Source organism: Chitinophaga varians (genome assembly GCF_012641275.1).
Taxonomy (GTDB): Bacteria; Bacteroidota; Bacteroidia; order Chitinophagales; family Chitinophagaceae; genus Chitinophaga; species Chitinophaga varians_A.
Genome location: NZ_JABAIA010000002.1, coordinates 487,477 through 500,038, shown reverse-complemented (window position 1 = coordinate 500,038; position 12,562 = coordinate 487,477). Strand labels below are relative to the sequence as shown.

The following is a 12,562-nucleotide window of genomic DNA, read 5'->3' as shown; positions in this document are numbered from 1 at the left end:
AGTAAGTTTTAGCATCATGAAAAAGATTACCAGCCCGGGTTTTGCACCAGGTTTTTGTTGATGATCATCTCCCCGTTTTCTATCGGCCAGAGGTAGTCACGCATGCCGAAGCGCTGGTTGAACAACAGCACTTCCTTATAGTAGGAAGGCGCTGCGTTCTGAGTGATGTCCCATCCTTTGATCGGGTTATTGAGCGCGATGTGGGCGGTCCTCCATCTTCTCAGGTCCCAAAACCGCTGCCCTTCAAAACACAATTCGATGCCTCTCTCCTGCTGGATGATCTCCCGCATGCCTTCTTTGGTGGTGTATTTCGTAGGGTTCTTGGAGAAGTTGGTCCATGCTTCTTCCACTGATTTAAGGCCTGCCCGCGCCCTTACCTGGTTGATCCACTGGGTGGTGCCGCCTCCGGGGCCATTCACTTCATTCAATGCTTCGGAGTACAGCAGGTACAGGTCTGCCAGCCGCATTTCAGGCCATGGATAGGCGACCAGTCCGCTGGCTATGTTGCCATCGGTGGCGGCGCTGCTTTCTATGTTCACGGTTTTCTTCACCCAGTAGCCGGTCACGGAATAGTTGCTGATACCTCTCCTGGAAGCTATTTCCGTGGCGCGGCCTTTCACGAAATACAGGGCGCTGTCTTTGTTGTAGTTTAATATCCAGTTGCCAAACCACACTGCCCGGTCAAAAGCCACGTCGGCGTAGAACCGTGGCTCACGGTCATAATGCAGCTCTACTGTCTGCTCTCCTGTTTTGATATAGTATTTATCCGGAGCGGCTGCTGTTCGCAACGTATAACGTTTGCTGTAGTCCCAGGTTTTGTCTTCGGTAATAGGCACGCCGTTTTTGGAATAGAACATCTCGATCATCTTCAGCGTGGGCGCAATGATGCCTTTAGGCCCGGAGGTGCTGGCGCCGTTGGCGATCAGCGGCATAGACCAGCGTTGAATGTCTCCTGCGGTGCTGTTGGTGTTGGGCCAGATCACTTCCGTGTTGTTCTGTTTATCGGTCATGGCTGCACGAATATCCAGCTGGGTCTGCAAGGTGTCGTTAATCTTGTAGCCGAAGTTGCCCGGGAAGTGGTACAGCGTATACCCGTTAGCGTGACAAAGCTCAATCGCTTCCTTGCAGGCTTGTGCGGCGCGGTTCCATTTTTCTGCGTTATAACCGGCAGAGAACAGCTGTACGCCGCGGTTGTCTACCATGCGGCTGTAATCGGGGTTACCGTTGAAAAACGGACTGGCGGCGGTCACCAGCACCTTGGCTTTCAGCGCCAGCACGATGCATTTGGTGATCCTTCCCAGTTCAGTGTTCTCCGTGCCTTCCAGTTTGGCGGGCAGGAACTCGTTGCCGGCCGCTTCATCCAACAGCTGCACGATGTAGTTGATACAGGTGTCTACCGGTTGACGGTACACCTGTACTTCTTCCGAACCGGCGGAAACAGGCAGATTTTCTTTGATCAGCGGAATAGGGCCATAGCAGCGGAGGAGGAAGAAATGATAGTATGCTTTCAGGAATTTCACTTCTGCGATCCATCTTTCACGCTCGTACTGACGCAGCTCCCTTACTTTGTCAATATTGGCCAGGAACGTGTTACAGTCGCGGATGCCGATGAACAGGGAGGTGCCGCGTGAGGTGCCGCTCCAGTAGTTGGCCAGCGGGCTGGTCATGCTTTGCAGGCCTTTGGCGATATTGAAATTGGTGGGGTCCACATCACGGATGGGATCATCGTACCATACTTCATCGGCGCCGTTGAAGGCCACGTTATCATTAAAATGCCCGTTCTTAGGCATATAGGAAAAGCAGGTGAACAGGTACTTTTCTGCGGAAGAGCGCAGGGTAAAAGCGTTGTCGATCGTAGGCACGTTGTCCGGCACCACATCGAGGTACTTGCTGCAGGAGCAGAAAGCGCCTATCCATACGAGTGCGATCAATATTTTATATCTCATGATTGAATTTTTATAAGTTATCAGAAGCCGACCATCAACCCGAAATTGACTACCCGCTGAATCGGGTAACCGAGGCCTTTACCACCCATTTCGATATCCCACAGTTTGAATTTGGAGAAGGTGACCAGGTTGGTAGCATTGGCGTATATACGCAGATTAGACATGTGAATACGCTGGATAAGACGCTGCGGCACGGTGTAGCCCAGCTCCACCTGTTTGAGGCGCAGGAAGGCGCCGTTACGCATGAACCAGGTGCTGCTCTGGGTACTGTTGGTATTGAGCACAGGGCTGAGGCGGGGCCAGAGCGCGTACAGGTTACGGTTCTCTTCTGACCAGTGGCTGTCTGCATAGGCCTTCAGCAGCTGTGTTTCGGAGGTCACGGCACCGTTGTCGTCCACATCGATAAAAGGTGAGGTGGCATTTACATCGATCCAGAAGGAAGAACGGGCGGAACCCTGGAAGAAAGCGGAGAAATCCACGCCTTTGTATTTGGCGCTGAAGCCGAAGCCATAGATAATTTCCGGTGTGGTAGGATAACCGATAGGCACCATATCGCTGGGCGTGATCTGGCCGTCGCCGTTTACGTCACGGAATTTGATATCGCCTCCCATGGTTTTGAAGTTGCCAAAAGCCTGCTGGGGAGAGCTTCTTACTTCCTCATCATCGATAAAGAGACGCTCCGCGATATATCCCCAGCGTTGAGAGATCGGGTAGCCGACGTGGTAACGGTACCATTCATCGTAGCGTGGCTCTTCGTAGGCCTGGAATTTATTGCGCGCGAAGGTGAAGTTGCCGCGCATGGTCAGGAAAAACTCTTTGCCGATGTTGGTATTAAAATCTGCCGTAAAGTCAAAAGCATTGGACTGTGCTTTGCCCACATTGGCTTTAGGCGTAGCCTGCAGCCCCATGGTCTTGGGCGTGGAAGCGCGGTCCATCAGGATATTGTAACGTTGTTCGGTAAAATATTCCGCGATGATGTCCAGCTTATTAAAGAGGCTTATCTCCAGTCCGAAAGTGGAATTCCTGGCGGTTTCCCAGGTGATGGCCTGGTTATCGTAACGGCCAATGGAGATACCGGAACGGTTGTAGCCGCCATTCACGCCGAAAGTAGCGCCTTTCTTGCTGTCGTTCATGTTCACATTGGAGAGGTAGAAGAAGCGGTCATCTTCGTTACCAATGGCGTCGTTGCCTACGAGGCCATAGTTGGCCCTGATCTTCAGCTTATTGACCACCCTCTCCAGCGGTTTAAAGAATTTTTCGTTGGAAACGAACCAGGCCGCGCCTGCGGAGGGGAAGAAACCGTAGCGTTCTGTTTTATAGAAACGTTCGGAACCGTTGTAACCGAAATTGAATTCACCGAAGAAACGATTATCGTAGGAATAGGTGGCACGGCCGGACAAGCCCAGGTTGCGGGAAGGCAGCGATTTCTGTAACAGGTTCACAGAAGGATTGGAAATATCATCGATCGTCTGGAGGTTATTGCGTGCAATGAAGATGAGCATGCCTGCCAGTCCGTGTTTATCGAAAGTACGGTTATAATCCACTGCGGACTCCAGATAGAAGGTAGAAGCCACGGTCCTTTTACCGGGCACATAGTTCAGGTAATCCGTGCCCTGGTCCGGGTTGATATCCCGCAATACGTAGGTGTTGTTGAGCTTATCGTAGTTGTTGGCCGCATACCAGAAAGGGGTATACTGGCGCGACACGTCGAAGTAAGCCTGCCGGTTGGTGTTCATCATAGCGCGGACAGACAGGCCTTTGGTGATGAAAGAGGACAGGTCTTGTTTTACTTCAAACTGTGCCAGCATGAGGGAACGGGAGTATTGTTTATATCCTTTCACCATGTCGGCGTAAGGGTTCAGGTATTCGCCGTTGTTGAAGTTGCCGAAGAGCGGGTGGGAAACAAACTGGTGGGCATCGTCTGCGGGGTAATAAGCCGGGAATAGCACCTGGTTGGACCAGAGCATTTTCTGATAGAGTTTTTCGCCGCCGTCTATCGGGCCTTTATATTCATCGAAGGTGCCATGGAGGCGTACCATGGCGCTGGTGGACTTGGTGACGCGGATATTGACGTTGGAGCGCAGCGTATAGGTGGTAAGGTCGATGTTGTTGTTGAAGTTGTTGCGGCCGTCCACGTTGAGGATGCCGTTATCTTTCGTATAGCCGCCGGACACAAAGTAGGTGGCTATTTGTCCGCCGCCGCCGAGGTTGAAGTTAGCGCGTTTGTTGACCGTTTGTTTTTTAAAGAGCATCTCTTTCCAGTTGGTAGTAGGAAATACATCTTTATTGGTACCTGCTTTGGTGTTGTCTATTTTGCTCTGCGGATAGGTTACCGGTGCCAGCGGGTTGCGGGTGAGCACTGCTTCGTTGTTCAGCTCCATGTAGGTGATGGGGTCTGCCAGTTCCACGTCGCGGGTGGGTGCAGAGATGGAGTTTTCCAGGCGGAGGTTGAATCTGGCTTTGCCTTCCTTGCCTTCTTTTGTGGTGACGAGGATAACGCCATTAGCGCCGCGGGCGCCGTATAGCGCGTTGGCCGTGGCGTCTTTCATGATGGAGAAGCTGGCGATATCGTCTGTGGTGAGGCGGGCCAGTTCTGTCACGTCATATTCGATGCCATCGATGAGGATGAGCGGGCTTTTTTTGTAGCCGAAGGTAGTGGCGCCGCGGATAAAGAATTCCGCGTTGTCCATGCCTGGCTCTCCGCTGCGCTGGTAGGCGATTACGCCGGCGAGGCGGCCTGCCAGTGCCGTGGTGAGATTGCTGGAAGGTACTTTCAGTTCCCCCGGATTGATGGTGGTGATAGAGCCGATGACAGATGCTTTTTTCTGTTTACCATAGGCTACAACTACCGTTTCGTTCAACTGGCTGGAAGAAGGTTTCAGTTGTACGTTGATGACGCCGCGGCTGGTAAGTGGTATTTCCTGTGGCGTATAGCCTACCATCGTATATACGATCACGGTAGTATTCTCCGGTACCGCGAGGATGTACCGGCCGTTCATATCGGTGGTGGTACCGATGTTGGGACTGTTTTTTACGAGTACGGTGACGCCTGGCATGGGAGAGCCGGCGGTATCCGTTACCAGTCCGCGCACTTCTTTTTTAAGGCTTTTTTCCGTGACGGTGCCGGTTGTTGTCTTCTGCTGTGCAGGTGTTTTTCCCGGCAGGATTACCAGCAACAACACCCCTATGCAACATAGGAGAAAGAGAAATCTGTTTTTCATGTGAAATTTATTTAGGCAGACCATTAGCCGTGGGCATAGGTCTCTCAGGCAGGGCACTGCGATAGCTCCCGCTGGTAATTAAACTGCTTTGGTTGATGTCAGTGTTGTATTATTTTTATTGTGGTACTGGTAAATTTTCGTACATGCGTACTGGTTTTATGGTTGATAAATAGTTAGCAGAAAAGAAAATTGCAATCGTTTGCATTAAAATACCCGGGAAAAGCACGACTACTGCTATCTTCCCGATCAGATTAGCAGCAGTTAACTATTTGAGATGCAATCGTTTGCATTAAAAATAGTCAAAAAAACGTCTTTAGTCAGTCATCATTTGTCAGCAAAAAAACTGTGGGTACGTGGTCGTCTTCAGGATTTCATAACGCTCGTCAGTACAAGGATCAGCTTTAGTTCAGTTAGTGGAAATACAGTTCTGTGTTGATTTTACAGCACGCTTCGGGAGTCACGGTTGTCTGTTTCCTGTTCGCTCAAGGTCATTAAATTTCGGTTGAATCTTATAACAAATATGGAGAAAAATAGTATAGGTTGTTCATTTGATTTTAACAAAGACGCATACTTTTTTCGCTGCGAGGGTAAAACGTACGCTTAATAAAAAAGAACGGTGCCTTCTTTAGTGAAGACACCGTCTGTTATTTATATAATCTCTTTTAACGACGCAATGAAAAAGTCTATTTCATCTACGGTGTTATAGTAATGCGGTGATGCCCTCACGGCCCATTTCACTCCTTTTTCGTCGAAGTCAAGCAGTCCAAAGGCACGGTAGCTGGGCACCACATTGATCTTTCTTTGTAGCAGCTCCTGCACGATATGCACCGGATCATTACCATCTACATGAAAAGTCACCAGTCCGCCTCTTTCCGGCCCGCGGTCCAATACCCTTACCTTATCAAGTGCTGCCAGCTTCTCCCTCGTGATGGCAGCCATCAGCCGTACCTGTTGCCAGATGCGTTCTTCTCCGATATGCAAACAATATTCAATCGCCGCCTTGGTGCCTATCACGGTGGAATAGGCAAATTCCCAGTCCTCGAACCGTTTGGCATCGGGCTGTTGCTGATAGGTGTCTTTGCTGGTCCACTCTGCGCCCCGCATGTCGATGAACATCGGTTCCAGGCCGGCCTGCAAGGCCCTGTCGCTGATAAAGAGCGCCCCGGTGCCACGGGGGCCTCTCAGGAACTTACGGCAGGTCATGCTCAGAAAATCACATTGCAGCGCTTTCACATCCAGCTTCATTTGTCCGGCGCTCTGGCAGGCATCCAGTATATACCAGGTTTTACCGGGATGTGTTTTTGAATACCCTTCGTAGATAGCGGCGATGTCTTCAACCGGCTGTACCAGTCCGGAGTTGGTAGGAATATGTGTAATGGCCAGCAGCCGTGGTTTGTAATGATGCAGCTTTTCCTGCAGGTCGTCCAGGTCTACCCCGCCGATGGCGGCATTGTTAATATGCACAATCCTGACGCCTATCCTTTTCTGCAAGGAAAGGAACTGGATCTGGTTGGACACGAAGTCATCGCGGTCTGTCAGTATTACATCATCTTTTTCAAAAGGCACGGCCGACAAGGCCCTGGTATAAGCGTCCGTTGCACTGGCTGTAAACGCGATATTGGACGGCCGGCAGTTCAGCAGCAACGCACATTGCTGGTAAAAGCCTTTTATTACCTCTGCCTGTAAAGCAGAAGCCTCATAGCCGCCGATGCGGGATTCCAGTGTGAGATGGTCCAGTTGTGCCTGTGTCACCACATCGGGCATCAGGCCTGACCCCGCGTTATTGAGGTGTACTACCTGCCGGGTGCCGGTAGTCTCGTCTCTGAACCGGCGTATTTCTGCTGTTGAAAATACGGTATCTGCCGGGGTATGTATGGTCATGGTATTATTGTTTTTCTCTATGCAAAAATACCAGCGCGATTCCGACTAATTTCTGCATTATCTGCACATAACCGGCATATTTTGCCTATTTTCCTCCTATAAACGGGTAAATTATGTTTCAACTGGATGATTATGATAAAGCATTGCTCCGGCTGTTGCAACAAAACAACCGGCTGACCACAGAGCAGCTGGCGGAGGAAGTCAACCTCAGCCAGAGCGCCGTACAGCGGCGGCTGACCAGACTGCGGAACGAAAAAGTCATTGAAGCGGATGTGGCCATCGTTTCCCCCCTGGCGGCGGGCGTAGGCATTACCTGTGTAGTGGACGTGGTATTACATGAAGGCAGCTCCAAGTCAATAGATAAATTCAAGGCCGCCATGAAAAACTGCGCCGAGGTGGCGCAGTGCTATTATGTTACGGGTACATATGATTTTGTGCTCATCGTGCATACGCGGGATATGGCGCATTTTGAGGCGTTCTCCAAAAAACATCTCATGGACAACCAAAACCTCAAACATTTTTATACCCACGTAGTGATGGACAAAGTGAAGGTGAGCTACAATCTTCCTCTTTAGCTTACAGCTTTGTCTTGCCGCGTCTTCCGGCAGCCATGCCCTGCTTGGCCCACTTACGCATCTCCTTCTCGTCCGTATAGGCCGATTCCGGTGCGCTGCGATAAGGTTCGTACGTAGGCGTTCCGTCTTTCTTAGCGCCGCGCAGCCACTCGCTGCCGGCAGCGTCCCATACGAGGTCGCTTTCATCATCCGTCCGGAACCAAAGCCGCTCTCCCGCCACATAAGCGAAGAGAACACCTTCCAGATAAATAGCCTGTCCCTGCATAATTGGCCGCGTACTGATAGGACCAATAGGCTGCATACATTTTCTCACCCAGGAGATCAGTTGTTCTTCGTTCATGGCGCGAAGGTAAGAAAAGTTCGGAGGATGGCCGGACAAGCCTCATCCATGCTTTTCTTTATTTGCTTTCAGCCACCTGGAGAAAATTAAAGTGTATGCAGCCAGCGACCTCTCTAATATACATCAAAACATAAAGGCCCACCTTAAAGAGGCGGGCCTTTATGTTTTGATGTATATTCCTACTTATTATACTTCACCGACACATGCGACAGCCTGCATGTCGCGGTAGCCGCTATCGTCCCGCCGGTAGCAGCATTCGTGGTACCGGCATTTTTATTTGCCACCCGCAGCCGGATATACAACTTATCTTGCCCCGATGCCGCCTGCGGCAACTGGAAATTTAACACCTTCTGCCCCGCCACCTGCGTCAGCAAAGTGTTAGACCAATTGGCCACGTCCTGGAAGGTGAAGTTGCCCAGGCTGTTCCAGGTGGTATTATCCACCGACCATTCGGCGACAAAATTACGTGGGCCGCCAATATCGCTGTTGCCTTCCACCTGTAACGACACCGGGGAACTGATACCCGTCGTGGATACCTCGATGATCCAGGACTCGCCGGTATTGGCAGTAGCGTTCCACCAGCCTTTGCAACCCCAGCCGCCATTGCTCACAGCGCCTTTGTTGGTAGTAGGTTCCTGCAGCAGACCGTTGTAATCTGTCGTAGGGGTGATACCGTTAGTAGTGAAATCGAGGTATTTTTTGCCACTCTGGTAGATACGGCCGTTGCCCAAATCCGGGGTCAACGGGTTCTGCGACTCAGTAGGCGTAGCGGCATATTCTGTTTTAAACCGGCTCCATTCCACGAGCACATTGGAGAAACCGTTGCTGCGGTCTTCGTTGAGCGCAATATCTTCCCGCTTCAGGTGGCGGATGGAGTACCGGCCGATATCTCCGCCGTAGCGGTCATACTCTTCGTGTACCAGTACGCCGGTGATGGAACCGGAGCCTTGCGGTACCCGTTTACCATCACGGCGGTACAGCACATCGAGGTTGGTCAGCATGTTCAGGCTGCTGCCTTGTATGTCACGGATATGGGTGGGGTAACAGTCCATACGCGCTACGTACCCTTCGTTGATATTTGTGAATGCGCCACTGGGAACAGAGATTTCCACATCTTTCAGCTTCACATAAGTATAAAGATCATTATCTGTTAAAGCGGAGATATATTTTTCTTTAGGTTGAAGCATGCCGGTGCCCACATCTTTTTTCATGATGTGTATTACATCAATGCCGGAGATGATGGTCCGGGAAGGGTTTTGTAATTGCTGTACCGTCGCGCCCTTCAACCATATCTTCACCCGGTCGTTGAAGTTGAAGATATTATCACCGGGCGTTTTAGTCTTGAAGTAAAGACCGTTGCTGCCGTCCGGGCTTTGCACGTAAACGGCTATACTGTTTTCGGTTTTATCAAGACTGTGTTTGTCGGTAGATTTATTAAGGTTCTGCGCGATATTAGGATGCCCTTTATCGCTGATCACCACGCCTTCCACAAAAATATTTTCGTTGACCACACCATTGGCCAGGGACTGTTTTACATAGGCGAAATCCTTCTGCACAGCGCCTTCGTAGCTCATGCCCGGCTGTTGTTTGATCAGCATGCTGTCTTGGGTGGTGGTGCCTAATGCATCGAGGTAACTGAGGCGGAGCATTACCGTGCGCGCCACAGGCAGCTGGTTTGTATCTACTTTAAAGAACAGATAACCGTCTTTTACCTGAAGACCGGACACCCAGTTGACAGCTCCCGTAGCGTCGTAACCGTAGCTGATGGCCATCCGTTCCAGCGGTACATTGGTATTGATACCGGATTTGTAGGTGCCGCCATTGGCGATGGCCTGTGCCGTTTCATCGGTGATGGCCAGCGCCGGCGTAAGCCCCTTTTGCTGCAGCACGATGGTATCTGATTTACCACCCCCTTTTACTACCAGTTTGGCAGCGCGTGGCAGCTGGCCGCTGTTGTCGGTGACTTGCACCAGCGCGTCGCTTTTGCCATGCCCGCTGGTGGTTTGCAGTTGCAGCCACGGCGCTTCGTCTGTCAGTTCCAGTTTCCAGTCGCCGTCAGCGTACACAATAAAGCGGGTAGTATCGGCAGCAGCGCCCAACCGGATAATGCGGGCGTCGATCGCCAGCGGCGTGCTGAAACGATAGTCTTCGCTTTTACGGCAGGCTGCAACGGCCACCAGGAAAGCTGCTGCCAGGAGTGTATAACAGTTGAATAAATTTCTTTTCATGACAACATTTATTTTTTCAGCTCCATGTACACCGGTTTGTGGTCGGAGTACTTTGCAGTGAAATCATCATAGATAAAGTGACAGGTCTTTAGTTTCTTCGCCAGGTCTTTACTGAGATAGATGTAATCGATACGGGACGTACTGCGGATGATATCCTTGCCTCCGGTGGCACGTTCCAGCCTGTCCTGTTCAAACAGTGCGTCTATAAACCCGGCGTCCAGCATACGTTGTTGTACTTCAAAATCGATACTGCCGTTGTCCAGGTTTTCGATATTGGGATTTTTTTTCACTGCATTGAGATGCGCCAGCTTGATCCGGTTGGTGTCCAGCCGGGCCATGTCCTGTGCGGTATTGGAATTAAAATCCCCCATGAGTATCCAGCCACGCTTTTCTTTCGTTTGTTCCACATTGGCGAGGATATTGGCGATCTCTTCGCGGCGCTTGCGGAACTTATGCGGATTAAGGTGCAATACCACGATATTATAGTCCAGCACATTCGCCATGATAAAGCCATGGGTCATGTTTTCATTCACTTTGCGGATATTGGTGATCGGGTACCGCGAAGTAAGACCGGTAGGATAACCATTTTCCTTTACGATCACGGCATAAGGATGACCCCAGGTAGCGGCCAGTTCCTCCAGTGTTTTTTGGGTAAACTTGTTGCACTCCTGCAGCGCAACGATATCCGGGTTGAATTGTTTCACCCATTGTACAAACACTTCTTTTCCTTTGGTGGTGTCAGTGACCATGCCTTCCAGGATATTATAGCTCAATACTCGAAAGGGCGCCTGCGCCTGCGCGCCGGCTATATACAGGCATAAAAACAGCGATACTAAAAAACGGTTCATGATAAATTATTTATAAGCTGGATTAGTTAGAATACCACCGGAACGCAATACTTCCTTGTCCGGTATCGGATAATATTCGTGATAAGGCCGCAGGTTGTTTTTGATGACTTCATACTCTGCGCCGGCTGTTTCGCTGACTGCTTTATAAAAAACGCCCCACCTTACCAGGTCCCATTTGCGGCCGTATTCGCCCATCAGTTCTCGGGCCCGTTCTTTTTTCACTTCCTCGAAAAACTCCGTTTTTCCAGGATAAGCCGGAAGCTTCAGTGCATCATAGGCGCGGCCTTTTACTTCGTTCAGGCATTGCAGTGCGAGGCCGGCATCGCCGGTTTCGTTGGCTGCTTCGGCCAGCATCAGCAGGGCGTCGGCATAACGGAATACTTTCTGGTTATTGCCATCTGCGATGTTGTCCATGGCAGGGCACCAGAACTTAGGCCCCATCCAGGCTTTGCCGGTACCGTTGTTCTGCATAGGACGCTTGAAATAAGCGCCATTGTAGCTGTAGGCCAATATCATCTCCCTGCGCGGATCGGCGTAATCGTATAGCTTCATGAAATATTCAGTAGGTGTCACGGAGTTAAAAGGATTCGCTTTGGTGCCTAACTCGGGGATGTTCACGCCGTCGTAGGTGCTGGTACCGGAAGCCTTGGTGGGCGTAAAGAAGGCGGCCACGTTGGTGGTCTTTTTCAGTCCGGTGGCCGACCAGGTATATTGCACTTCAAAAATGGATTCCGGCGTGTTTTTATTGCGGAACCATGTATCCTGTAACGGGTATTGCGCCAGCTGTCCGTATACCTTCCGGATGGCTTCCATGGCATCCGCACATACCTGGTACTGTTTGTTCCACAAGGCCATCTTACCGATAAGCATATACGCCATAGCGGCAGACACCCGGTTCTGCGGCACTTCGGAAGTACGTGCCTGCGGCAGCTTCGGTGCATATTCCTGTAGCTCTTTGATCAGTTTGTCCCTCGTTTCTGTGGCGCTCATTCGTCCCAGCTTCATTACCTCATTGAGGGCAGTCAGACTGTTGACATTCTGCGTATAATAAGGCACATCATTGAACGTGCTGGTAAGGATGTAATAGTACAGGGCCCGCAGCACTACTCCTTCAGCTTTCAGCGGCGGCTTCCTGTCGGCCGGGATCGTGGCTTTCTCAATACCATCAATAGCGGCGTTGCAATACATCACGCCGTTGTAACAGGCAGTCCAGACGTTATCTCCCATACCGGGATTGGCGGGAGATATTTCAAACTTGGCATCCAGTTGCGAGGAATTGAGGAAAGCCAGGTCTGTAGAACCTTCCAGCGGAATGATCAGATCGGAGATATAGATGCTGTTGAGCGGCATATAACAACCGTTCAGCGCAGCGATACATTGATTTTCGTTTTTGAAAAAATCACCGGGGCTGACAAAACTGCTGGGCTCTTCTTCCAGCAACTTCTTACAACCGGTAAACCCTGTGGCTCCGGCCAGCAACAGCAAGGCAACGATATAATTCAGTTTTCTTTTCATACCCAATA

At 50.8% G+C, this 12,562-nt stretch carries 8 protein-coding genes; 1 reads left to right on the top strand and 7 read right to left on the bottom strand.

Features of this window, described 5'->3' with window-relative positions; translation table 11 throughout:
- Window positions 1-26: 26 nt before the first annotated feature.
- The 3 genes from HGH92_RS16655 to HGH92_RS16645 all read right to left on the bottom strand — a co-directional run bounded on the left by HGH92_RS16655 (window position 27) and on the right by HGH92_RS16645 (window position 7,048).
- Window positions 27-1,946, bottom strand: coding sequence for a RagB/SusD family nutrient uptake outer membrane protein (locus HGH92_RS16655; RefSeq protein ID WP_168871902.1), 1,920 nt, complete (start codon window positions 1,944-1,946; stop codon window positions 27-29).
- 20 nt (window positions 1,947-1,966) lie between these two features.
- Complete coding sequence (locus HGH92_RS16650; RefSeq protein ID WP_168871901.1) at window positions 1,967-5,167, bottom strand: SusC/RagA family TonB-linked outer membrane protein; 3,201 nt, start codon at window positions 5,165-5,167, stop codon at window positions 1,967-1,969.
- Window positions 5,168-5,815: 648 nt separating this feature from the next.
- The gene (locus HGH92_RS16645) at window positions 5,816-7,048 is read right to left on the bottom strand and encodes an aminotransferase class V-fold PLP-dependent enzyme (RefSeq protein WP_168871900.1); all 1,233 of its coding nucleotides are present in this window, start codon (window positions 7,046-7,048) and stop codon (window positions 5,816-5,818) included.
- Between the two features lie 113 nt (window positions 7,049-7,161).
- Between HGH92_RS16645 and HGH92_RS16640 the strand changes: the two genes are divergently transcribed.
- Window positions 7,162-7,623: an Lrp/AsnC family transcriptional regulator gene (locus HGH92_RS16640; protein ID WP_168871899.1), complete on the top strand. Its 462-nt coding sequence runs from the start codon at window positions 7,162-7,164 to the stop codon at window positions 7,621-7,623.
- A 1-nt stretch (window position 7,624) separates the two neighbouring features.
- On the opposite strand, the gene HGH92_RS16635 is transcribed toward HGH92_RS16640, so the two are convergent.
- From HGH92_RS16635 to HGH92_RS16620, 4 genes are all read right to left on the bottom strand, one after another.
- Window positions 7,625-7,963 carry a TfoX/Sxy family protein gene (locus tag HGH92_RS16635; protein ID WP_168871898.1) on the bottom strand — a complete coding sequence of 113 codons (339 nt, stop codon included), beginning with the start codon at window positions 7,961-7,963 and terminating at the stop codon, window positions 7,625-7,627.
- Window positions 7,964-8,142: 179 nt separating this feature from the next.
- Window positions 8,143-10,191, bottom strand: a complete 2,049-nt coding sequence (locus HGH92_RS16630) for a DUF5689 domain-containing protein (RefSeq protein WP_168871897.1) — start codon at window positions 10,189-10,191, stop codon at window positions 8,143-8,145.
- 8 nt (window positions 10,192-10,199) lie between these two features.
- The gene (locus tag HGH92_RS16625; protein ID WP_168871896.1) at window positions 10,200-11,039 is read right to left on the bottom strand and encodes an endonuclease/exonuclease/phosphatase family protein; all 840 of its coding nucleotides are present in this window, start codon (window positions 11,037-11,039) and stop codon (window positions 10,200-10,202) included.
- Between the two features lie 6 nt (window positions 11,040-11,045).
- A complete protein-coding gene (locus tag HGH92_RS16620; RefSeq protein WP_168871895.1) occupies window positions 11,046-12,554 on the bottom strand; it encodes a RagB/SusD family nutrient uptake outer membrane protein in 1,509 nt (502 codons plus the stop codon).
- Window positions 12,555-12,562 lie beyond the last annotated feature (8 nt).

What these genes read in the sequence shown, in the direction of transcription:
- HGH92_RS16650 (WP_168871901.1), bottom strand. Translation starts at nt 5,167, where the DNA reads ATGAAAAACAGATTTCTCTTTCTCCTATGTTGCATAGGGGTGTTGTTG.
- HGH92_RS16630 (WP_168871897.1), bottom strand. Translation starts at nt 10,191, where the DNA reads ATGAAAAGAAATTTATTCAACTGTTATACACTCCTGGCAGCAGCTTTC.
- HGH92_RS16640 (WP_168871899.1), top strand. Translation starts at nt 7,162, where the DNA reads ATGTTTCAACTGGATGATTATGATAAAGCATTGCTCCGGCTGTTGCAA.
- HGH92_RS16655 (WP_168871902.1), bottom strand. Translation starts at nt 1,946, where the DNA reads ATGAGATATAAAATATTGATCGCACTCGTATGGATAGGCGCTTTCTGC.
- HGH92_RS16620 (WP_168871895.1), bottom strand. Translation starts at nt 12,554, where the DNA reads ATGAAAAGAAAACTGAATTATATCGTTGCCTTGCTGTTGCTGGCCGGA.
- HGH92_RS16635 (WP_168871898.1), bottom strand. Translation starts at nt 7,963, where the DNA reads ATGAACGAAGAACAACTGATCTCCTGGGTGAGAAAATGTATGCAGCCT.
- HGH92_RS16645 (WP_168871900.1), bottom strand. Translation starts at nt 7,048, where the DNA reads ATGACCATACATACCCCGGCAGATACCGTATTTTCAACAGCAGAAATA.
- HGH92_RS16625 (WP_168871896.1), bottom strand. Translation starts at nt 11,039, where the DNA reads ATGAACCGTTTTTTAGTATCGCTGTTTTTATGCCTGTATATAGCCGGC.